Annotated in this window: 18 protein-coding genes; 13 read left to right on the top strand and 5 right to left on the bottom strand. The window is 67.4% G+C overall.

Going from position 1 to position 22,922, the window contains the following annotated elements:
• Positions 1-89 precede the first annotated feature (89 nt).
• Positions 90-1,148: a Gfo/Idh/MocA family oxidoreductase gene (locus QZ332_RS04970; protein ID WP_295763127.1), complete on the bottom strand. Its 1,059-nt coding sequence runs from the start codon at positions 1,146-1,148 to the stop codon at positions 90-92.
• A 179-nt stretch (positions 1,149-1,327) separates the two neighbouring features.
• On the opposite strand from QZ332_RS04970, the gene QZ332_RS04965 reads away from it, so the two are divergent.
• Complete coding sequence (locus QZ332_RS04965; protein WP_295763124.1) at positions 1,328-2,590, top strand: cation:proton antiporter; 1,263 nt, start codon at positions 1,328-1,330, stop codon at positions 2,588-2,590.
• A gap of 63 nt (positions 2,591-2,653) precedes the next feature.
• Here the strand turns inward: QZ332_RS04965 and QZ332_RS04960 are convergent, their stop codons facing one another.
• The 3 genes from QZ332_RS04960 to QZ332_RS04950 all read right to left on the bottom strand — a co-directional run bounded on the left by QZ332_RS04960 (position 2,654) and on the right by QZ332_RS04950 (position 5,253).
• Positions 2,654-3,826: an NADP-dependent malic enzyme gene (locus tag QZ332_RS04960; protein ID WP_295763122.1), complete on the bottom strand. Its 1,173-nt coding sequence runs from the start codon at positions 3,824-3,826 to the stop codon at positions 2,654-2,656.
• Positions 3,827-4,000: 174 nt separating this feature from the next.
• The gene (locus QZ332_RS04955) at positions 4,001-4,444 is read right to left on the bottom strand and encodes an Rrf2 family transcriptional regulator (protein WP_295763120.1); all 444 of its coding nucleotides are present in this window, start codon (positions 4,442-4,444) and stop codon (positions 4,001-4,003) included.
• 131 nt (positions 4,445-4,575) lie between these two features.
• Positions 4,576-5,253 (bottom strand): GNAT family N-acetyltransferase, encoded by a 678-nt coding sequence (locus QZ332_RS04950; RefSeq protein WP_295763118.1) that lies wholly within the window; start codon positions 5,251-5,253, stop codon positions 4,576-4,578.
• 212 nt (positions 5,254-5,465) lie between these two features.
• Here QZ332_RS04950 and QZ332_RS04945 point away from each other — a divergent pair, with 212 nt between their 5' ends.
• The 12 genes from QZ332_RS04945 (at position 5,466) to QZ332_RS04890 (ending at position 20,530) form a co-directional block, all read left to right on the top strand.
• On the top strand, positions 5,466-6,287 hold the full coding sequence (locus tag QZ332_RS04945; protein ID WP_295763116.1) for a purine-nucleoside phosphorylase: 822 nt from the start codon (positions 5,466-5,468) through the stop codon (positions 6,285-6,287).
• A gap of 22 nt (positions 6,288-6,309) precedes the next feature.
• Complete coding sequence (locus QZ332_RS04940) at positions 6,310-7,608, top strand: amidohydrolase (protein WP_295763114.1); 1,299 nt, start codon at positions 6,310-6,312, stop codon at positions 7,606-7,608.
• 47 nt (positions 7,609-7,655) lie between these two features.
• Positions 7,656-8,819, top strand: a complete 1,164-nt coding sequence (locus QZ332_RS04935; RefSeq protein ID WP_295763112.1) for an iron-containing alcohol dehydrogenase — start codon at positions 7,656-7,658, stop codon at positions 8,817-8,819.
• A 207-nt stretch (positions 8,820-9,026) separates the two neighbouring features.
• Entirely contained in the window at positions 9,027-10,127 is a 1,101-nt protein-coding gene (locus QZ332_RS04930; RefSeq protein ID WP_295763110.1) for a BMP family protein, read from the top strand.
• A 113-nt stretch (positions 10,128-10,240) separates the two neighbouring features.
• Entirely contained in the window at positions 10,241-11,743 is a 1,503-nt protein-coding gene (locus QZ332_RS04925; RefSeq protein WP_295763108.1) for an ABC transporter ATP-binding protein, read from the top strand.
• Complete coding sequence (locus QZ332_RS04920; RefSeq protein ID WP_295763106.1) at positions 11,730-12,827, top strand: ABC transporter permease; 1,098 nt, start codon at positions 11,730-11,732, stop codon at positions 12,825-12,827. Before QZ332_RS04925 ends, QZ332_RS04920 begins: the two co-directional genes overlap by 14 nt.
• Positions 12,824-13,744: an ABC transporter permease gene (locus QZ332_RS04915; protein ID WP_295763104.1), complete on the top strand. Its 921-nt coding sequence runs from the start codon at positions 12,824-12,826 to the stop codon at positions 13,742-13,744. Before QZ332_RS04920 ends, QZ332_RS04915 begins: the two co-directional genes overlap by 4 nt.
• Before the next feature lie 468 nt (positions 13,745-14,212).
• A complete protein-coding gene (locus QZ332_RS04910) occupies positions 14,213-15,349 on the top strand; it encodes a pyridoxal phosphate-dependent aminotransferase (protein WP_295763102.1) in 1,137 nt (378 codons plus the stop codon).
• Between the two features lie 199 nt (positions 15,350-15,548).
• Entirely contained in the window at positions 15,549-16,292 is a 744-nt protein-coding gene (locus QZ332_RS04905) for a DeoR/GlpR family DNA-binding transcription regulator (protein ID WP_295763099.1), read from the top strand.
• Positions 16,293-16,295: 3 nt separating this feature from the next.
• Positions 16,296-17,207, top strand: coding sequence for a 1-phosphofructokinase (gene pfkB / locus QZ332_RS04900; protein ID WP_295763097.1), 912 nt, complete (start codon positions 16,296-16,298; stop codon positions 17,205-17,207).
• A 154-nt stretch (positions 17,208-17,361) separates the two neighbouring features.
• The gene (locus QZ332_RS04895) at positions 17,362-19,263 is read left to right on the top strand and encodes a PTS mannitol transporter subunit IICBA (RefSeq protein WP_295763095.1); all 1,902 of its coding nucleotides are present in this window, start codon (positions 17,362-17,364) and stop codon (positions 19,261-19,263) included.
• A 4-nt stretch (positions 19,264-19,267) separates the two neighbouring features.
• Complete coding sequence (locus QZ332_RS04890; protein ID WP_295763092.1) at positions 19,268-20,530, top strand: zinc-binding dehydrogenase; 1,263 nt, start codon at positions 19,268-19,270, stop codon at positions 20,528-20,530.
• 160 nt (positions 20,531-20,690) lie between these two features.
• On the opposite strand, the gene glmS is transcribed toward QZ332_RS04890, so the two are convergent.
• Positions 20,691-22,529 (bottom strand): glutamine--fructose-6-phosphate transaminase (isomerizing), encoded by a 1,839-nt coding sequence (gene glmS / locus QZ332_RS04885; RefSeq protein WP_295763091.1) that lies wholly within the window; start codon positions 22,527-22,529, stop codon positions 20,691-20,693.
• Positions 22,530-22,922: the final 393 nt, after the last annotated feature.

Here is a 22,922-nt window from a genome sequence, read left to right as displayed (position 1 = left end):
TAAATAGCTCGATGCTCCAGACTATGCGCCCGTGGCGCGCTTATCCCTCCGGCGGCGGGGGCATCCCCTGTCCCGGGCCCGCCCGCCCCTCAGCGGTCCAGCGGCACGCGCCTCTTCTCCCGGCTGCTCTCCTGGGCGGCCTCCAAGATCCGGAGGACCGCCGCGGCCTCCCCGGGCCCCACCAGCGGCGGCGCGCCGTGCCGGAGGGTCTGATAGAGGGCGTCGTAATAGCCGCCGTAGTCCCCGGTCTCCGTGGGGACGGCCTCCTCCCGGACGCCGTCCTCCGTGACGGTGTAGAGCTTCCCGAAGTCCGCCGGATCCTCCCGGCCCCACTCCGGATCCTCCGCCGGGCGGAGGCCGCGGAGCAGCCGCTCCTCCTGGACGTCCCGTCCGTATTTCAAGTACGTCCCCTTCCGCCCGTTGACCGCGAGATGGGGCCCCGGCATCGCCACCAGCTCCCCGGCGGACAGGACCGCCCGCTTGTCCGGATAGTACAGCACCACCGTGAACCGGTCGACGCCGGGAGACTCCGGCCTCTGCCGACGCAGGTCCCCATAGACCTCCTCGGGCAGGCCGAAGAGGCTGACCGCCTGATCGACCAGGTGGACGCCGATGTCGTACAGCAGGTCCACGCCTCTGCCGCCCTCCCGCTTCCACGGCTTGCTCCGATAGCCCGTGATGAAGCGGTCGAAGTGGCACGTGTAGTCCACCACCTCCCCCAGCCGGCCTCCTTCGATCAGCTTCCGGACGGTCAGGAAGCCCCCGTCCAGCCGCCGGTTCTGGTAGACGGTGAAGAGGACGCGGTTCGCCTCCGCCAGGCGGCGGAGCTCCTCCGCCTCCCGGCTGGAGGCCGCCGCGGGCTTCTCCACCACCACATGCTTCCCCGCCGCCAGGGCCTGGGAGGCCATGGGGACATGGAGCGGGTTCGGCGTGGTGACGACCACCAGATCCACGTCCTCCCCCAGCAGCTCCTCGAAGCTGTGGACCACCTCGGTCTCCGGGTACTCCTCCTTCGCCCGCTCCGTGGAGCGCTCGTAGATCTTGCGCAGGGAAAAGCGGGGATCTGCGTGGATGAAAGGCGCGTGGAAGATGCGGCCGGACATGCCGAAGCCGGCCAGTCCCACGCGGATGGGTCCATGCTCGTTCATGATGTTCCTCCTGTTCGCTCCCGGCCCGCGGCCGCATCCCCTGCCAGGCCCCGAAAAAACAGCCAAGATCTGCGGCATTTGCCTGGGATCTTTGTTACCTCTGTTCCTTGACGGCGGGGGGCCGCGGTGCTATCTTATCACATCATCCAAAAAGAAAACGAAGATCGAGGTAATGCGTTATGGAGATCCTGATCGGACTGTCCGCCGCCCTGATCGGCGGGCTGCTGCTGTCCCGGCTGGCCAAGCGGCTGGCCCTGCCCGCCGTCACCGCTTATCTGGTGACGGGCCTGCTGCTGGGGCCCTTCTGCATCGGCGCCCTGGGCCTGAGCGGCCTCGGCTTCGCCTCCATGGAGGCCGTGGAGCGCCTGAACATCCTCTCCCAGGTGGCCCTGGGCTTCATCGCCTTCACCATCGGCAACGAGTTCCGGGTGAGCCAGCTGAAGACCATGGGCCGCCAGGCCATCATCGTGGGCATCCTCCAGGCCGCGGCCGCCACGGCGCTGGTGGACCTGGCCCTGATCGTGCTGCACCTGGTCCGGCCGGAGATCATCTCCGTGTCCTCCGCCATCACCCTGGGCTCCATCGCCGCCGCCACCGCGCCCGCCGCCACGCTGATGGTGGTCCGGCAGTACAAGGCCGACGGCCCCATGACCCGGCTCCTGCTGATGGTGGTCGCCATCGACGACGCGGTGGGGCTGGTGCTGTTCTCCGCCTCCTTCGGCGTGGCCATGGCCCTGGAGAGCGGTTCGGTCAGCGTCGTCACCGTGCTGGTGGAGCCGTTGGTGGAGATCGTCCTCTCCCTGGTCCTGGGGGCGGCGGCGGGGCTGGCCCTGTACTGGGTGGAGCGGTTCTTCCACTCCCGGAGCAAGCGCCTGTCCATCTCCATCGGCTTCGTCCTGCTGACGGCGGGATTATCCATGGAGGAGTTCGAGGTCGGCGGCGTCCGGTGCGGCTTCTCCCTGCTGCTGGTGTGCATGATGACGGGGACGCTGTTCTGCAACATCTGCGACTTCTCCGAGGAGCTGATGGCCCGTGTGGACGGCTGGACGGCCCCGCTGTTCGTGCTGTTCTTCGTCCTCTCCGGCGCGGAGCTGGACCTGTCCGTGCTGAAGGACCCCTCCGTGCTGCTGATCGGCATCATCTACATCTTCGTCCGGTCCCTGGGCAAATACCTGGGCGCCTACGGCAGCTGCGCCCTCACCGGCTGCGACGAGAAGATCAAAAAACACCTGGGCATCACCCTCCTGCCCCAGGCGGGCGTGGCCCTGGGCATGGCCATCACCGCCCAGGCCCTGGCCGACGGCGCAGTGGTGCGCAGCGTGGTGCTGTTCTCCGTCCTGGTCTACGAACTGGTGGGCCCGGCGCTGACCAAGCGCTCCCTGCTGGCCGCCGGGGAGATCCAGCCGGAGGGCCGGACCTCCGCCCGGAAGAAGAACGGCTGAGCGGTCCCGGCAGGACGATATACATAGGCGGCAGGGCTGCGCCCTGCCGCCTCCTCCGCTCCGTCAGATCCGCGCCACGCCGGATCTCCGGGCGGCCTCGGCCACGGCCTGGGCCACGGCGGGGCCCACCCGCTTGTCGAACGCCTTGGGGATGATGTAGTCGGCGTCCAGCTCCCCGGCGCCGATCAGCCCCGCCAGCGCCCCGGCGGCGGCCATCTTCATCTCCTCGTTGATGTCGCTGGCCCGCACGTCGAAGGCCCCCCGGAACACCCCGGGGAAGGCCAGGACGTTGTTGATCTGGTTGGGATAGTCGCTCCGCCCCGTGGAGACCACCGCCGCGCCGCCGGCCTTGGCGTCGTCCGGGAAGATCTCCGGCGTGGGGTTGGCGCAGGCGAAGACCACCGCGTCCTTGTTCATGGTCCTCACCATGTCTGTGGTCACGGTGCCGGGGGCGGAGACGCCGATGAACACGTCCGCGCCTTCGAGGGCGTCGGCCAGGGTGCCGGCCTGCTTTTCCAGGTTCGTCACCCGGGCCATCTCCTCCTTGATCCAGTTCAGGCCCTCCCGGCCCTGGTAGATGGTCCCCCTGCGGTCGCACATGGTGACATGCCGGAAGCCCGCGGACAGCAGCAGCTTCACGATGGACACCGCCGCGGCCCCCGCGCCGGAGGTGACCACCTTCACGTCCTCCTTCTCCTTGCCCACCACCTTCAGGGCGTTGGTCAGGCCCGCCAGCGTGATGATGGCGGTGCCGTGCTGGTCGTCATGGAAGATGGGGATGTCGCACTTCTCCTTCAGCTTCCGCTCGATCTCGAAGCACCGGGGGGCGGCGATGTCCTCCAGGTTGATGCCGCCGAAGGAACCGGACATCAGCCACACGGCGTTGACGAACTCGTCCACGTCGTGGGTCCTCACGCACAGGGGGAAGGCGTCCACGCCGCCGAACGCCTTGAAGAGGACGCACTTGCCCTCCATGACGGGCATCCCGGCCTCGGGCCCGATGTCCCCCAGGCCCAGGACGGCGGAGCCGTCGGTGATGACGGCGCAGAGGTTGTGCCGCCGGGTGAGCTCATAGCTCTTGGCGATATCCTTCTGGATCTCCAGACAGGGCTGGGCCACGCCGGGGGTGTAGGCCAGGGACAGATCGTCCTTGGTCTCCACGGGGACGGTAGCCGCCACCTCGATCTTCCCCTTCCACTCGCCGTGGAGCCGAAGGGATTCCTTCGCGTAATCCATGTTGGGTCCTCCTTATGTGAATAAGATCTTGGATCCAGGTCCCGGCGGATACCGGGACCACCGGCGCCCCTCCTCCCGGCAGGGGCCGGGGCGCTCCATGGGGCCCGGCAAATGCCGGATCGGGCCGGGCCCGGCCGTCCCCGGACGCGGCCGCTCCGCCCGGGGGAGGGGGGCTCACGCACCGCCCGGGGCCTCCCCCGTTCCCGGCAGGGCCGCCGCCCCGCCGCCCCTCAGCAGGTCCGCCAGGGTGAAGCCCTCCAGGTATTCCGCGATCGCCCTGTCCAGCCCCTGCCACAGCGGCAGGGTGGGGCAGCCGTCCATGCGGGGGCAGCCGCCCTCCAGGCAGACCACCGGGGCCAGCGGGCCCTCCGCCGCCTCCAGGACCCGCCGGACGCTGTACTCCTCCGGCGCTTTGCTCAGGCGGTAGCCGCCGCCCTTGCCCCGCACGCCGGTGAGGTATCCCTCCTGGACCAGGGCGCGGACGATGATCTCCAGATACTTCTCCGAGATCCCCTGCCGCTTCGCGGCGTCCCGCAGGCGGATATAGCCGCCCTCCTGGTGCTCCGCGACGTCGATCAGCAGCCGCAGGGCATATCGTCCTTTCGTCGAGATCATCATATCCTCCATACCGCCTTTCCAAGACCTGCCGTGTCCCATCCATCCTCATCCATTATACCGGATGGGACGGCCGATTTCAAGGATCACGAAGCCCGGCCCCGCGTCTCCCGGGACGCGGGGCCGGCCCGCCCTCATCCGATCCAATAGAGCACCCGGCGGTCGAAGGTCAGCCCCAGCTTCTCCTGCAAAGCCTCGGAGGCCGTGTTGCCGATCCGCACCTGGGCATAGGGCAGGGCGCCTTTTCCCAGCTGCCGCCCGATGAGCGTGGCCTCCAGCGCCTCCGCCAGCCCCCGGCGGCGGAACTGGGGCAGGACCTCCAAAAGGCCCATGGCCCCCTCCTCGTGGATGCCGATGAAGCCCGCCAGCCGGCCGCCGACCTCGGCCCCCAGCATCCCCTCGGCGATGCGCCCCCGGATGTGCTCCGGGAAGGCGCCGGGGTGGTGGTAGTTCTCCAGGACGAAGTCCAAGTCCTCCGGCGTCAGGGGGCGGAGGACGGCGCCGGGGCACTCCGCCCGGGGCGGGTCCTCCCGCAGGTACATGCACTGCCGGCACTCCATGATCCCCAGCCCGGCGTCCCTCGCCGCCAGCCGCTCCGCCAGGGCCCTGTCCTCCACCAGCACCAGCCGGCCGGCCTCCAGCTCCGGCGAGGAGGCGGTCCCTCCGGCATAGCAGATGTCGAACTCCTCGTTTTTCAAGACCAGGCCGTCCTCCCCGGCATAGCAGACCCGGGCCCCCCGCCGGTAAAAGTCCAGCAGATAGCCATAGCCCGCCGGATCCCGGCGGACCCAGTCCCTCACTGCTCGTTCCATGTCATCCCTCCGCTCGTTCGTTCCATCTCAAAATACCACATCCCCCGCTCCTTGTCCAGGGCCTGCCGGGGCCGGGCCTGGACTTTTTGCCTGTTCCGGGCGGGGAGACTTGTGCATCTTGTCAGATCGACACCAAAATGGAGCTGTGTTACAATGGGGGAAACGCTCCGGGCCGGTCCAAGGCCCCGGGGAGACGGAGGTATGCTCAGCTCATGACCTACACCTACGAATACTTTCAAAAAAGCGCGGACTTCCTGCGGTCCAAGGTAGACGACGTCCCGGAGATCGCCATCGTCCTGGGCTCCTGCCTGGGCCCCTTCGCCCAGACCATCGAGGACCCTGTGGTGATCGACTACGCCGACATCCCCAACTTCCTGGTCTCTACCGTGGCCTCCCATGCCGGGAAGCTGATCTTCGGCAGCGTGGCGGGGCGGAAGGTGGTCTGCATGTCCGGCCGCTTCCACTCTTACGAGGGCTATGACTTCGAGCAGCTGGTCATCCCCATCCGGGTGATGAAGCTGCTGGGGGTCCGGGCCGTCATCCTGACCAACGCCGCGGGGGCCGTCAACACCGCCTACCGCCCCGGGGACGTGATGGTCATCTCCGACCACATCAAGCTCAACGGGGACAGCCCCCTCCGGGGCCCCAACGTGGACGAGTTCGGCCCCCGGTTCTTCGACGTGTCCCGCATGTACACGCCGGAGCTGCGGGCGGCGGCCCTGGCGTGCGCGAAGGACGCCGCCCTCCGGGTCCACGAGGGCGTCTACATGTTCTTCCCCGGTCCCCAGTTCGAGACGCCGGCGGAGATCCGGGCCGCCCGGGCCCTGGGCGCCGACGCGGTGGGCATGTCCACCGTCACCGAGGCCCTCACCGCCGCCCACTGCGGGATGCCCCTGCTGGCCCTGTCCGTCATGACGAACATGGCGGCGGGCGTGCTGGACCGGCCCCTCACCGACACCGAGGTGGACGAGACCGCCCGGACGATCGCCGGGGCGTTCAGCGACTACATGAAGAAGATCGTTGCCGCGATCTGAGGATCTGAGGAGGGACACTGCCATGAAACTGCTGCTGAGACACTGCGACATCCTGGCCGCCGGGGAGACGGGCTTCCGCGCCTTGAAGGACGCCTATCTGGGCATCGACGGCGACACCATCGACTACATCGGCACGGAGGGACCCAAGGCCGCCTACGACCAGACGAAGGACATGTCCGGCCGTTTGCTGCTCCCCGGCCTCATCAACTGCCACGGGCACAGCCCCATGGTGCTCCTCCGGGGCGTGGGCAGCGACCTGCCCCTCCAGGAGTGGCTGTTCGAGAAGATGATGCCCATCGAGGACCGGCTCACCGCCGAGGACATCCGGGCGGGCAACGCCCTGGCCCTGCTGGAGATGATCTCCACCGGCACCACCAGCTACTCCGACATGTATTTCGAGCCCCAGACCGCCGCGGAGAACGCCATCGCCGCCGGCATCAAGGCCAACCTCAGCCGCCCCGTCCAGTGCTTCGACAAGGACGAGCGGTATGAGGACAACTTCCGGGCCAGGCAGTCCATCCAGCTGTTCAAGGACTTCCACGGCGCGGCGGAGGGCCGGGTCCGCATCGACTTCGCCATCCACGCCGAGTACACCTGCTTCGAGCACATCGTGCGCCCCTACAGCGCCGCGTGCAGGGAGCTGGGGGGCCGGATGCAGGTCCACCTCTCCGAGACGAAGAAGGAGCACGACGAGTGCGTGGCGAAATACGGCAAGACCCCCGCCAGGTGGTTCTGCGACCTGGGGACCTTCGACTCCCCCACCGCCGCCGCCCACTGCGTCTGGGTGACGGAGGAGGACATGGCCCTGATGCTGGAAAAGGGCGTCAGCCCCATCCACAACCCCACCAGCAACATGAAGCTGGGCAGCGGCTACGCCCCCGTCCAGCGGATGCTGGACCTGGGGCTCAACGTCGCCCTGGGCACCGACGGCGCCGCCAGCAACAACAACCTGAACCTGATGGAGGAGCTCCACCTGGCCGCCGTCCTCCACAACGGCTATCACCGGGACCCCACCATCCTGAAGCCCGCCCAGCTCTTGGCCATGGCCACCCGCAGCGGCGCGAAGCTCCAGGGCCGGGAGGACACCGGCGAGCTGGCCGTGGGCAAGAAGGCGGACATCATCGCCCTGGACCTGACCAAGCCCCACATGTACCCCGATCTCGACCCCATGGCCCTGACCGTCTACTCCGCTCAGGGCAGCGACGTGGCCATGACCATGGTGGACGGGAAGATCCTTTACGAAAACGGCGAATTTTTGACCCTGGATGCGGACAAGATCCTCTATGAGGCCAAGGCCGCCGTGAAGCGGCTGTACGGCTGATGTCCGATCTTGGATGAAGAAGGTTCGATAAAGGAAGGTCTGTCATCATGGAAAATTTCACTTACGCGATCCCCACCGTGGTCCACTTCGGGAAGGGCCAGATCGAGAAGCTGGGCGCCGAGATCGCCGCCCGGTCCCACAAGGTCCTGGTCGTCTACGGCGGCGGCAGCGTCAAGCGCAGCGGGGCCTATGACGACGCCGTCGCGCAGCTGGAGGCCCACGGCATCGGATGGACCGAGCTTGCCGGCGTGGAGCCCAACCCCCGCATCGCCACCGTCCGGGAGGGCGTCCGCCTCTGCCGGGAGGAGGGGCTGGACGGCGTGCTGGCCCTGGGCGGCGGCAGCGTCATCGACTGTTCCAAGGGCATCGCCGCCGGGGCCCTCTACGACGGGGACCCCTGGGACTTCTCCGGCAAAAAGATCGCGCCGAAGGAGGCCCTGCCCATCTTCACCGTGCTGACCATGGCCGCTACGGGCTCTGAGATGGACGATATCGCCGTGATCTCCAACCCGGAGACCAACGAGAAGGAGTCCTTCGCCGGCCCCTGCTGCTACCCCGCCGTGTCCATCCTGGACCCCACCTACACCTACTCCCTCCCCGCCTCCCAGACCGCCGCGGGCACCGCGGACATCATGTCCCATACCTTCGAGAACTATTTCAGCCCCATCGAGACCTCCCGCCTGGCGGACAGCCTGGCCGAGGCCATCCTGCGCTCCTGCATCCAGTACGGTCCCAAGGCCATCGCGGTCCCCGACGACTACGAGGCCCGGGCCAACCTCATGTGGGACGCCTCCTGGGCCATCAACGGCTTTTTGAGCATGGGCAAGGGCGTGGCCTGGAGCGTCCACCGCATGGAGCACGAGCTCTCCGCCTTCTACGACATCACCCACGGCGTGGGCCTGGCGATCCTGACCCCCAACTGGATGCGCTATGTGCTCAGTGAGGGGACCGAGCGCCGCTTCGCCGCCTATGGCGTGAACGTCTGGGGCCTGGACCGCTCCCTGCCCCAGAGGGACCTGGCGGAGGCCGCCATCCGGAAGACCCGGGAGTTCTTCACCTCCCTGGGCCTCCCCGCCACGCTGAGCGAGGTGGGCATCGGTACGGAGCACTTCGAGGAGATGGCCCGCAAGGCCCGGAACGCCGGCTTCGACCGCACCTTCGTGCCCCTGCGCGTGGAGGACATCGTCGAGATCTACCGGATGAGCCTGTGAGGCGCCCCTCACGTCCCCGCCAAAACGGCGGGCCCCTCCCCGCCGGTCCGTGTCAGGGATCCCACAGATCCGAGAGGGATCCCAAAGATAGAATTGACAACGGACGATCCCTTGTCTTATAATGCTTCCCGTGGGCAGAGGCGGGCCCTTCGGTCCGCCCGCCCCGGACACCTTTGAACGAACGAAACGATGGAGGAAATGAAAAGGATGAAAAAGTTTCTGGCTCTGGCCCTGACCCTGGTCCTGGCCCTGTCCCTGGCCGCCTGCGGCGGTAACGGCGGCGGCTCCCAGCCTTCCGGCGGGAGCTCCGGCGCCCAGACCTCCCAGCCCGCCGGCAGCGGCTCCGACGGCGGCAGCGCCCCGGCCGGCGAGGGCAAGCGCATCGCCCTGGTCTGCGACAAGATCGGCGTGAACCCCTTCCTGACCGAGATGGTCCGGGCCCTGGAGGAGACCTCCGCCACCTACGGCTTCGACCAGGTGGTGGTGGAGTGCGCCGACAACGCCGCCTATGAGGACAACATCCGCGCCCTGGTGGCCGAGGGCTGCGACCTGATCATCGGCGGCGGCTGGGCCGCGGGCGATCCCCTGGACAAGGTGTCCAAGGAGTTCCCCGACGCCTGCGCTTACGCCCTGATCGACTCCGAGATCGACAACGAGCTGGTCAAGTGCATCTCCTACCGGGAGCAGGAGGGCGCTTACCTCATCGGCAAGCTGGCGGCCTACACCGTGGACGGCGAGTCCCATGTCTATGGCGGCGTGCACTGCAACGAGGGCCCCGGCTCCTGGAAGTACCGCTACGGCTATATGGAGGGCGTGAAGTCCATCGACCCTGACGCCACCTTCGTCTTCAACTACACCAACTCCTACTCCGATCCCGCCAAGGCCAAGGAGCTGGCCATCCAGCAGTTCGAGCAGGGCTGCAAGTTCATCAACGGCGCTGCCGCCGCCGGCGACTCCGGCGTGTACGAGGCCGCCATGGAGAAGGGCTTCTACACCTCCGGCCAGGACGTGGACGAGACCAGCGCGGACAATCCGTACATCGTCTCCTCCCAGCTGAAGGACACCTACCAGACCGTGAAGAACCTGGTGGACGAGTTCTTCAGCGGCAGCTGGACCCCCGACAACACCGCCTGGGGCGTGTCCGAGGGCACCATCGGCGCCGTCAACGTCACCCACGACTCCCCCAACCCCCGGAGCGACCGCCTCACCGACGAGGAGATCGCCGACATCCAGGCCGTGGTGGAGCAGATGAAGTCCGGCGCGCTGGACATGACCGACGTCCCCGCCGAGGAGGATTACCAGTTCTGAGCCCCGGCGTCGTCTGCGCATCCAACAACAGGAGCGGACGGGAAGACCCTATCTTCCCGTCCGCTCTCCTACTAGAGACAGGAAAGGTCAGGTGAAGCCCCTTGCTGTTGGAAATGAAGCACATCACCAAGGTCTATGGCTCCCTCTACGCCAACGACGACGTCCACCTCACCCTGGAAAAGGGGGAGATCCTGGCCGTCGTCGGGGAGAACGGCGCGGGGAAGTCCACGCTGATGAAGATCCTCTACGGCCTGGAGCAGCCCACCTCCGGCGAGATCTATCTCAACGGGGAGCTCCAGCACTTCCGCTCCCCCCACGACGCCATCGCCAAGAAGATCGGCATGGTCCAGCAGCACTTCATGCTCCTGGCCCCCTGCACCGTGGCGGAGAACATCGTCTACGGCCGGGAGCCGCGGAAGCACGGCCTCTTCTTCGACCGGGAGGCGGCGGTCCGGGTCACGGAGGAGCTCTGCGGGAGATACGGGCTCCACATCGACCCCCGCCGGAAGGTGGGAGACTGTCCGGTGGGCCTCCAGCAGCGGGTGGAGATCCTGAAGGTCCTCTACCAGGACGCGGACATCATCATCTTCGACGAGCCCTCCGCTGTGCTGACCCCCCAGGAGGTGAACGAGCTCCTGCGCACCATGCGGAAGCTGGCGCAGATGGGCAAGAGCATCATCATCATCACCCACAAGCTGCACGAGGTCATGGCCGTGGCGGACCGGGTGATGGTCATGCGGCTGGGCAGATACATCAAAGAGATGCCCAAGGCGGAGACCAGCGTGGAGGAGATGTCCTTCCTCATGGTGGGCCGCCGCATCGTGGAGCGGCAGGTGCCCCCCCGGGAGACCACCGGCACCGTGCTGGACGTGCGGGACCTGGTCCTGTCGGGCCCGGACGGGAAGGAGATCCTGGACCACTTCAGCATCCATGTGGACGGCGGGGAGATCGTGGGCATCGCCGGGGTCTCCGGCAACGGCCAGTCGGAACTGATCCAGTGCCTGACGGGCCTCCTCTCCCCCACCTCCGGGGAGATCTGGCTCAACGGGGAGGACGTGTCCGGCCGGACCGTGGGCCAGATCCGGGAGGCGGGCTGCGCCTGCATCCCGGAGGACCGCTACCTCTGGGGCTGCGCCGCCCAGGCCACGCTGACGGAGACCGCCATCATGGCCCACCAGTACGAGCCGGGGATCTCCAGGGGCGGGCTGCTCAACGGGAAGAACGCCCGGGCCTTCACGGCTTCCCTGCTGGAGGGCTATGACGTGCGCAACAGCGGCCAGGGCCAGCGGGCCGGGGAGCTCTCCGGCGGCAACATCCAAAAGCTGATCGTGGCCCGGGAGATCGAGCAGAGGTCCCCCCTGCTCATCGCCGCCGAGCCCACCCGGGGCGTGGACATCGGCGCCATGGAGGCCATCCACAACAAGCTGCTGGAAAAGCGGGAGCGGGGAGACGCCGTGCTGCTGATCTCCTCGGAGCTGACGGAGATCATGTCCCTGTCGGACCGCATCTATGTGATCTACGAGGGCCGGGCCGCCGGGGAGTTCCGCAAGGCGGACGCCACGGAGGAGGACCTGGGCATCCTGATGATGGGAGGGGCGCTGCATGAAGCCGGATGATATGAGAGCTTTGGGCGCGCGGGCCTGGCGGGCCCTGCGCCAGCCGCTGGTGGCGACCGTCTTCGGCCTGCTGGTGGGCGCGGCGGTGATCCTGGCCTGCGGCCACGACCCTGCCGCCGTCTACATCGAGATGTTCAACAAATCCTTCTTCACCCCCTACTACCTGTTCTCCACCCTGACCCGGGCCACGCCCATCATCATCTGCGCCATGGCCACGGGCATGGCCTGGCGGGCGGGCTACATCAACATCGGCGTGGAGGGCCAGATGGTCACCGGCACCTTCGCCGCCACCGTCGCGGCGCTGTACCTCCCCGGCCCGCCCATCCTGGTGGGCCTCCTGGCCTGGCTGACCGGCATGGCCGCCGGGGCGCTGTACGCCCTGCTCCCCGCCGTGCTGAATTGGAGGTTCCAGGTCAGCATGGTCATCACCACCCTGATGCTGAACTACGTGGCCAACAACATCGCCAGCTACTTCGTCACCTATCCCCTGAAGGACACCTCCGGCGACGGGCTGGCCCTCCAGACGGCGGAGATCGCCGAGGGCCTGCGCCTGCCCCGCCTGTCCTCCACCAGCACCTTCAACGCGGGGTTCCTCCTCGCCGCGGCGGTGGTGCTCTTCATGATCTTCGTCACGAAGAAGACCGTCTTCGGCTATGAGTCCAAGATGGGCGGGTTCAACCCCTCCTTCGCCCGCTACGGCGGCACGAAGCAGGTGAAGGTCATGATCGTCACCATGGCCCTCTCCGGGGCCATCGCCTCCCTGGCGGGGACGGCGGAGGTCTTCGGCCTCAAGTTCCGCTATGTGGACGGCATGCTCTCCAACACCAACTACGCCTGGACGGGCCTCATGGCCGCCCTGATCGCGGACCTGGACCCGGTGGGCATGTTCTTCGTGTCCATCTTCCTCTCCGGCCTCCAGATCGGCGGCAGCGCCATCCAGCGTTCCCTGGGCATCCCCCTGGAGATCGCCACCATCATCCAGTGCTGCATCACCCTGTTCGTCTCGGTGAAGCTGGTGTTCCGGTCCATCCGCCGGAAGGCCCCGAAAGAGGACGGGAACGTGAAAGGAGGCGCGCAGGCATGAACTCCGCTTACATCGCATCCATCCTCAACTCCACCCTGCGCTCCACCACGCCGATCCTCCTGGCGGCGCTGGGCAGCGCCGTCTGCAGCCGGGTGGGCGTGTTCAACATCGCCCTGGAGGCGCAGATGCTCATCGCCTGCTTCTTCTCCATCGCCGTGAACTACACCACGGGGAGCGTGCTGCTGTCCGTGGCGGCGGGCATCCTCTCCGGGGCCCTGGTGGGCCTCATCGTGGCGGTGCTCCAGGTGAAGTACGGCGCCGCGGACATGGTCATCGGCACCTCGCTGAACCTGCTGGTCCAGGGCGGGACCACCTTCCTGCTCTATCTGTTCTTCGGCCTCCGGGGCGTGCTGAACGACCCGAAGCTGGTGTCCCTGCACAAGATCAACCTCCCCCTCATCCGGGACGTCCCCTTCCTGGGCCGGGCGCTGGAGAACCTGACGATCCTGGACTACCTGTGCTATGTCATCGCCGTCCTGCTCTTCATCTACCTCTTCAAGACCGTCTCGGGCTTCCGCACCCTCTCGGTGGGGATCAACAAGCCCGCCGCCGAGAGCCTGGGCACCAAGGCCACCCGCATCCAGATGGGGATGGTCATCCTCTCCGGGGCCCTCTGCGGCCTGGGCGGCACGGCGCTGAGCATGGGCCAGGTCATCATGTTCACGGAGAACATGACCTCCGGCCGGGGCTTCATCGCCATGGCCGCCGCCAGCCTGGGCATGTCCCATCCCCTGCTGACCATCCTGTCCAGCCTCTTCTTCGGCCTCTGCCAGGGCGTCGGCCTGGCCCTCCAGACCGTCATCAAGAGCCAGCTGACCATGACCCTGCCCTACATCGCCACCATCGTGGCGCTGGTGGCATTCAGCCGCCGGGGCGGAGGGACCGCCAAGCTGAAAAAACAGGCCCCCAAGTCCTGAAGCCGATCCGGCATGGCGCCTCCTCCAAAAAAAGCCCCGGAGGAGGCGCCCTTTTCGTGCCCTCCTCCAGGCAGCGCTCCCGCCTCCGCCGCATAGACTGTCAAATAGTCTGAAAAACGAAGGAGGACTTGCCGTGAGCATACGAAGGACCGCCGCCGGGGACGTGGACGACCTGATCTTCCAGGACGGCTGGCTCCCAAGCGACCGATAGGCCGCGGCCCGGCGAAAGGCTTTCCGCCGGGCCGATCCCCCAGGGCCCCAAAAGATCCTGAGGCCGCCTCGATCCCCATGGCGCGGGAGGCCCGGGCGGGGCCTCCCGCGCACATCCCCCTCCCCGCGGGCCCGATCCCCGCGTCCCCCGCGGGCCCGGACGCCGTCCCGCGGCGTCCTCTCCCCGATCCTGGGCATTGACGATCCCTCCCGATGGGCCTATACTGGTCCTGTGATTCGAAAAGGAGTGTGGACCTTATGGACCTGACTTTGAACAGCGCCGTGCTGGGCGTGGAGCTGTCCGGCATCCGCCGCTTCACCTTCCTGGTGCGGGACACCCCCGGCGCCTGCGCCCTGACCATCGGCGAGCCGGACCAGGACACCCCGGAGGCGGTCAAGGCGGCCGCGAAAGCCGCCCTGGACGCCAACGACACCCACTATCCTCCCGGCAACGGCTATCCCTATCTGCTGGAGGCCATCTCCCGGTTCGAGGAGCGGGCCCACGGGCTGCGCTACTCCCCCGAGGAGATCATCCTCACCATCGGGGCCACGGAGGGCCTGTTCATCGCCCTGTCCACCATGCTCAATCCCGGCGACGAGGTCATCATCCCCACCCCGGCGTTCAGCCTCTATGAGTCCATCACCCGGCTCTGCCGGGGCGTGCCCGTGGCCCTGCCCACGGAGGACCACCGTTTCCAGATCGATCCCGCCGCGCTGAGGGCCGCCGTCACGCCAAGGACCAAGGCCATCGTCCTCACCTCCCCCAACAACCCCACCGGCTGCATCTACACCCGGCAGACCCTGGACGCCGTCCACGACATCCTGAAGGACGAGCCCATCTTCGTCCTCTGCGACGACGTGTACCGCACCCTGGTCTATACGGACGGCTACCACAGCTTCGCCGAGTACCAGGACATGCGGGACCGGATCGTCGTCATCCAGAGCTTCTCCAAGCCCTACGCCATGACCGGCTGGCGCCTGGGCTACTGCCTGGCGGACGCCCCCATCCGGGACCGGATGCAGATCTTCCACCAGTACGCGGTGGTCTCCGCCCCCGCCTTCGTCCAGCCCGCCTGCGCGGCCGCGCTGGACTGCGACACCGCCCCGATGGTCGCGCTCTTCCGCAGGCGCCGGGACTATGTCTACCGCCGCCTCACCGCCATGGGCCTGGACGTCCAGGAGCCGGAGGGCGCCTTCTACATGTTCATCGACATCCGGAAGTTCGGCATGGGCTCCCTCCGTTTCTGCGAGAAGATGCTGAAGGAGGGCCTGGTGGGCGTCATCCCCGGCGTGTACTTCGGCACGGAGGGCTATATGCGCCTGAGCTACTGCTATTCCGACGAGGACCTGAAGGAGGGCCTGGACCGCATCGAACGCTTCATCGGCACGATCTGATCAAAAACGTTCAAAGCTCCCCCGCCAAAAGGCGGGGGAGCTTCGCCTTTCACCAGTCCTTGGGCAAACTGCACAAGTTTCCCTCCCGCTTTTTGTTGACCGGAACGGACCGATACCTGTTGACTTTGATCGGCATTGGCGTTATCATGATCAAGGAAACCAAAATCAAACATTTTCAATCACAGGAAGGAGGTGGATCATGCTGGCTGAACAACGCGCGGAGCGGATCCTCAGGGAGCTGGCCCAGCGGCGGGCCGCCACGGTGACGGACTTTTGTCAGGTGACGGGCGCCTCCGAGGCCACCATCCGGCGGGACCTCACCGCGCTGGCCAAACAGGGCAAGCTGAACAAGGTCCATGGCGGCGCCGTGCGGATGGACGGAGAGTTCCACAGCGAGGAGCTGGATATGGAGACCAAGCGGGGGCTCTACACCGCGGAGAAGGACCGGACCGCCCGGTACGCCGCCGGGCTCATCGGGGACGACGACGTGGTCTTCCTGGACGCGGGCACCACGGTCCTCCACATGGCGGAGCACCTGCGGACCTCCAAGGCCCTGTTCCTGACCAACAGCATCGAATGCGCCTGCCGTCTCATGGAGCGGGACCTCCGGACCCATGTGCTGGGAGGGACGCTGAAGGCGGGCACCATGGCCCTGATCGGCGCCGACACGCTGGAGTCCCTGCGGCGGTACAACTTCACCAAGGCGTTCCTCGGCACCAACGGCATCACCATCGCCCAGGGCTTCACCACGCCCGATCCCGAGGAGGCGGCGGTGAAATCCCTGGCCGCCGCCAGGGCCCAATCGGTCTACGTGCTGGCGGACTCCAGCAAATTCGGCCAGGTGACGGCGGCGGTGATGTTCCCCATCGAGGCCGCCTGCGTCATCACGGACCGCCTGCCGGACCGGCGGTACAAAGACTATACGGACATCAGGGAGGTGTGAGCCGTGGTCTATACGGTAACGCTGAACCCCGCCCTGGACCATGAGGTCCTCGTAGACGGCTTCCGCCCCGGGGGCCTGAACCGCACCAAGCGGGAGAACCTGCACTTCGGCGGCAAGGGCGTCAACGTCTCCACCGTCCTCCACAGCCTGGGCGTGGAGACCACGGCCCTGGGCTTCGTGGCCGGTTTCACCGGCAAGGCCCTGGAGGACGGCCTGAGAGCGGCGGGCATCCGGACCGACTTCGTCCATCTGGAGGAGGGCCTGACCCGGGTCAACGTCAAGATCCGCTCCGTCGGGGGCGGCGAGGAGACGGAGATCAACAGCCAAGGCCCCGTCATCCCGGCCCCGGCGCTGGAGACGCTCTTCCGGAAGCTGGACCGGCTGCGCCCGGGGGACGTGCTGGTCCTGGCCGGGTCCCTGCCCGCCGGACTGCCCGGCGACGTATACCAGCGCATCCTGGCCCGGGTCGAGGGCCGGGGCGTCCTGACGGTGGTGGACGCCGCCCGGGACGTGCTGCGGGGGGTCCTGCCCTACCGGCCCTTCCTCATCAAGCCCAACCGCGCCGAGCTGGGGGAGCTTTTTGGGAAAGACCCCCTCCCCGGCGGGGAGATCCCCTCCTGCGCCAAACGCCTCCAGGAGCAGGGGGCCCGGAACGTCCTGGTCTCCATGGCCGGGGACGGTTCGCTGCTGCTGGACGAGACCGGGGCCCAGCACCGCCTGGGCGTGCCGGAGGGCGCCGTCCGCCACAACGTGGGGGCGGGGGACTCCATGGTCGCCGGGTTCCTGGCCGGATGGCTGGAGACCGGGGACTATGCCGCCGCCCACCGCATGGGGGCCGCCGCCGGATCGGCCACCGCCTTCTCCGACGGCCTGGCCTGCGCAAGCGCGGTGCGGGCGCTCCTCCCGGCGTTCTGAGGGCCCGCATCCGCGGACGCCGTCCGGCCTCCCCCGCCCGCCGGGCGACCCGGTCATGGATGCAGATCCCGACCCCCGATCCCCGCGTCCCCCCGGCCGGGGGCGGCATACGGCTCCCCGGCCTGAAATCTATCATGAGAAAGGACGTCTATCTATGAAAGAAAAAGTCCAGAAATTTGGACGGTCCCTCAGCGGCATGGTCATGCCGAACATCGGGGCCTTCATCGCCTGGGGCTTCATCGCCGCCTTCTTCATCCCGGCGGGCTGGTTCCCCAACGAGACCATCAACGGCATGGTGGGCCCCATGCTCCAGTACCTGCTCCCCATCCTGATCGGCTACACCGGCGGCAAGGCCGTGGGCGGCCAGAAGGGCGCCGTCACCGGCGCGCTGGCCACCCTGGGCGCCATCGCCGCCACGGACAGCACCATGTTCATCGGGGCCATGATCTGCGGCCCCCTGGGCGGCTGGTGCATCAAGAAGTTCGACAAGGCCATGGAGGGCCATATCCCCGCGGGCTTCGAGATGGTGGTCAACAATTTCTCCGTGGGCATCATCGGCGCGGTGCTGGCGATCCTGGCCATCTACGTGATCGGGCCGGTCTGCGTGGTCCTCACCGATGTCCTGGCGGACGGCGTAGGCTGGCTGGTGGACCACAGCCTGCTGCCCCTCACCGCCGTCCTGGTGGAGCCGGCCAAGGTCCTGTTCCTGAACAACGCCATCAACCACGGCGTCTTCACCCCCATCGGCACCCAGCAGGTGGAGGCCCTCCAGGCCATGGGCGAAGTGGGCAAGTCCATCCTCTTCATGATCGAGTCCAACCCCGGCCCCGGCCTGGGGCTCCTGCTGGCCTACTGCGTGGCGGGCAAGGGCGAGACCCGTTCCTCCGCCGGGGCCGCCGCCCTCATCCAGTTCGTGGGCGGCATCCATGAGATCTACTTCCCCTATGTGCTGATGAACCCCATCGTCATCCTGGGGCCCATGGTGGGCAACATCTGCGCCATCTTCACCCTGTCCATCCTGGGCGGCGGTCTGGTGGCCGCGGCCTCTCCCGGCAGCATCATCGCCGAGATGCTCATGACCCCCAAGGGCGGGTACTTCGCCAACGTGGCGGGCATCGCCGTGGGAGCGGCGGTCAGCTTCTTCCTCTCCGCCTCCCTCCTCAAGCTGTTCGGCAAGGACGCCAGCCTCGAGGAGGCGCAGGCCCAGGTCGCCGCCTCGAAGGCCGCTTCCAAGGGCCAGGCCGTCCCCGCTCCCTCCGGCGCCTCCGTCAGCGCCAAGGACGTGCGCAAGATCGTCTTCGCCTGCGACGCGGGCATGGGCTCCTCCGCCATGGGCGCCACCATGGTGCGCAACAAGCTCAAGGAGGTCGGCATCACCGACATCGAGGTCATCCACCATCCCGTGAGCGAGATCCCCGGCGACTGCCAGATCGTCGTCACCCATCATGAGCTGTCCGGCCGCGCCGCCCAGCGCGCGCCCCAGGCCCGCATCATCCCCATCAAGAACTTCATGGGCGCGCCGGAGTACGACGTGCTGGTGAAGGAGCTGCTGGAGGCCCGGAAGTCCGGGGCCGCTCCCGCCGCCCCGGCCCCGGCCGCCGCCCCGGAGGGGCCCGCCGCCTCCGGCGAGATCCTGCTGGAGAAAAAGAACATCCTCCTGGGCTGCAAGCCCGTCAGCCCCGAGGAGGCCATCAAGGCCGTGGGCCGGCGGATGGTCGAGAGCGGTTACGTGGAAGAGGCGTATATCCAGGGCATGCTGGACCGGGAGGAGAGCTTCTCCGTGGCCATCGGCAGCCATGTGGCCATCCCCCACGGCACCGAGGAGTCCCGGAAGGCCATCAAGAAGACCGGCCTGGTCGTCATGACCTATCCCGAGGGCATCGCCTGGGGCGACGACACCGTGCGCCTCGTGGTGGGCATCGCCTCCAAGGGCGAGGACCATCTGGGCATCCTGGGCAAGATCGTCGAGGTCGCCGAGACCGAGGAGGACACCGACAAGCTGGTGGACAACGCCAGCGTGGACCAGCTCTACAAGCTGCTCAACGGCCTGGAGTGAACCCATGAGATCCAAGGGCGTGCGTCTCTACGGCGCTTACGACATCCGCCTGGAGGAGTTCGATCTGCCCGAGATCCGGGACGACGAGATCCTGGTCCGGGTCATGAGCGACAGCATCTGCATGTCCACCTACAAGCTGCTGGTCCAGGGCAAGGCCCACAAGCGCTGCCCCCAGGACGTGGACACACGCCCCGTCATCATCGGCCACGAGTTCGCCGGCGACATCGTGAAGGTGGGGAAGAAATGGCTGGGCGAATTCGCTCCCGGTGAGAAATTCGCCCAGCAGCCCGCCCTGAACTACAAGGGGAGCCTAGCCTCCCCCGGGTACTCCTATGAATACTTCGGCGGGGCCTGCACCTACTGCGTGGTCCCGCCGGAGGTCATGGAGCTGGGGTACCTGCTCCACTACGACGGCGAGAGCTATTTCGAGGCCAGCCTCGGCGAGCCCATGAGCTGCGTCGTGGGGGGCTATCACGGGAACTACCACACGGACCGGCACAGCCACGAGCACCATATGGGCATCAAGGCGGGGGGCAGCGTCCTCATCCTGGGGGGCTGCGGCCCCATGGGCCTGGGGGCCATCGAATACCCCATGACCCTGGAGGAGAAGCCCTCCCTGGTGGTGGTGACCGACCTCTCCAGCGAGCGGATCGCCCGGGCGCGGCAGCTCATCCCCGAGTCCCTGGCCGCCGCCCGCGGCATCCGCCTGGTGTACATCAACCCCGACGAATGCTCCGACCAGTTCACGGAGCTGATGGCCCTCACCGGCGGGAAGGGGTACGACGACATCTTCGTCTACAACTCCATCCGCGCCCTGGCGGAGATGGGGGACCGGCTGCTGGGCTATGACGGGTGCATGAACTTCTTCTCCGGCCCGACGGACAAGGCGTTCTCCGCCACCATCAACCTCTACAACTGCCACTACTCCTCCACCCACATCATCGGCACCACCGGCGGCAGCACGGACGACCTCAAGGAGGCCATCCGCCTGGCCGCCGAGGGGAAGATCCGCCCCGCCGTCATGGTCACCCACGTGGGCGGCATCGACTCCATCGTGGAGACCACGAAAAACCTCCCCCATATCCCCGGCGGGAAGAAGCTGACCTATACCCAGTTCGACATGCCCCTCACCGCCATCGCGGACTTCCGGGAGAAGGGGGAGGAGGACCCGCTCTTCGCCCGCCTGGCGGACTGCTGCGGCGCGCACGACGGCCTTTGGAACTCCGAGGCGGAGCGCATCCTCTTCGAGCACTTCGGCGTGGTCTGACCCGCCGCTCCCCATGGAGCCGGGCGCGGCAGGCCGCCCGCGCGGCCCCCGCCGCCGCGCCGCGGCGGCGCCTGGGGGGAACCCTCCGGATCGTTCCCGGCGGCGGAGGCGATGACAGCCGGGCCTCACGGCTGTGAGGCCCGGCTGTCCATGTCCCGGTCTATTCCACGGTCACCGATTTCGCCAGGTTCCTGGGCTTGTCGATGTCGCAGCCCCGCTGGAGTGCCACATAGTAGGCGAACAGCTGGAGCGGCACGATGCTCAGGGACGGCTGGAGCAGCGGATGGGTGTCCGGCACGGCGATCACCGCGTCGGCGGTCTTCTCCATCTTCTCCCGGAAGCGCTCGGTGGTGACGGCCAGCACCGTGGCCCCGCGGGCCTTGACCTCCACGACGTTGCTCATGGCCTTGTCGAAGAGGGCGGCGTAGGTCCCCAGGGCCACCACCAGCGTCCCCGGCTCGATGAGGGAGATCGTCCCGTGCTTCAGCTCGCCGGAGGCGTACGCCTCCGAGTGGATGTAGCTGATCTCCTTGAGCTTCAGGGAGCCCTCCAGGCCCATGGCGTAGTCCAGGTTCCGGCCGATGAAGAAGATGGAATCGTGGTTGAAGAACCGGGAGGCGAAGTATTTCGTGTCCTCGAAGTCCTCCAGATACGCCTGCATCTTCTCCGGCAGGGCCTGCAGCTCCGTCAAAACGGCGTCGTACTCGCTCTTTCCGACCGTCCCCAGCAGATCCGCCAGATACAGGCCCACCAGATACAGCGCCGCAAGCTGGGTCGAATAGCCCTTGCTGGTCGCCACGGCGATCTCCGGCCCGGCCCAGGTGTAGAGCACGTCGTCGGCCTCTCTCGCGATCGAGCTGCCGACCACGTTGCAGATGGCCAGGGTCCGGCCTCCCAGGCGCTTGGCCTCCCGGAGGGCAGCCATGGTGTCCAGGGTCTCGCCGGACTGGCTGATGGCGATGACCAGGGTGTGCTCATCCACCAGCGGCTGGCTGTAGCGGAACTCCGAGGCCAGCACCACCTCCACCGGGCGGCGGAGCAGGCGCTCCCAGGTGTACTTGCCCACGACGCCCGCATGGTACGCGGAGCCGCAGGCGATGATATAGATATGGGAGATGCCCCGGGCGTACCCTTCCGTCAGGCGGATGTCGTCCAGCACCACCCGGCCCTCCCGGACGCGGGGAGAGATGGTCTTGCGCATGGCCTCCGGCTGTTCCAGGATCTCCTTGAACATGAAGTGGGGATATCCCCCCTTCTCGGCGGAGGCCGCGTCCCAGTCGATGTGGCAGCGCTCCTTCTCCAGGGGCTCCAGCTCGTCGTTGAACACGTCCACGCTCTGGGCGGTCAGCACGGCGATCTCCCCGTCGTTCATATAGGCCACGTCCCTGGTATGCCGGATGATGGCCGTGGCGTCGGAGGCGATGAAGTTCTCCCCCTCGCCGAAGCCGATGATCAGCGGGCTGTCCTTCCGGGCGGCGATGAGGGCGTTGGGATAGTCCGAGCAGATGATGCCGAAGGCGTAGGACCCCTCGATCCGCCGCAGGCACCGGCCCACGGCCTCCAGCATGTTGCCGCACTCGTGGTAATGGAACTCCAGCAGGTGGGCCACCACCTCGCTGTCGGTCTCGGACGTGAAGGCCACGCCCTGGCGGGCGAGCTGTTCCTTGAGCTCCAGGTAATTCTCGATGATGCCGTTGTGGACCAGGGCGATCTTGCCGTCCCCGCTGACGTGGGGATGGGCATTCACGTCGTTGGGCTCGCCGTGCGTGGCCCAGCGGGTGTGCCCGATGCCCAGCACCCCTTCCAGGTCCGCCCCGTCCCGGGTCAGGTCCGCCAGGACCTGGAGGCGGCCCTTGGACTTTCGGACCTGGAGGCCCTTCGTCTCCGACCGCACGGCGATCCCCGCCGAGTCATAGCCCCGGTACTCCATCTGCCGGAGCCCCTCCAGTAAGATCGGCGCGGCCTGTCCATGGCCCACGAAGCCTACGATTCCACACATGGGATAAGATCCTCCTAATTTAAAAAATTAAGGGGACAAATGCGCAGTCACTTGTCTTCTCGAGGCGGTCACGGCCCCTCTGTTCCGCGGTCGCCCGCGTATTTGTAAGCCGTGTATCGCGCCCGCCCGGACGCGGAGGGGCATCCGCCGAATCCTTCGATCGCGGGACCTCCCGTTCGGAGATCCCGGCTCTCCCCTCACCTCGTCATCGTCGGAGCAAGCTCCGCTCCTCCGCCTCTCCTCCCCCGCAAACGCTCCGCTGTTTCGCGGCAGTGCCCCTCCGGGGGGACGCGCGGCTTCGCCGCGCGGAGAGCCCCCGTCCCCGTCTTTCGTCCCCCTGGAGGGGGATGCTCAAGGGGGAGCCTCCTCCCCCTTGGATCGAGGAGGGAGGGA

Origin of the sequence: uncultured Oscillibacter sp., from assembly GCF_910584465.1 — a bacterium.
In the GTDB taxonomy this organism is placed as follows: domain Bacteria; phylum Bacillota; class Clostridia; order Oscillospirales; family Oscillospiraceae; genus Oscillibacter.
Note: the sequence above shows the minus strand (reverse complement) of the source record. Positions and strands in the feature narration are given on the sequence as shown.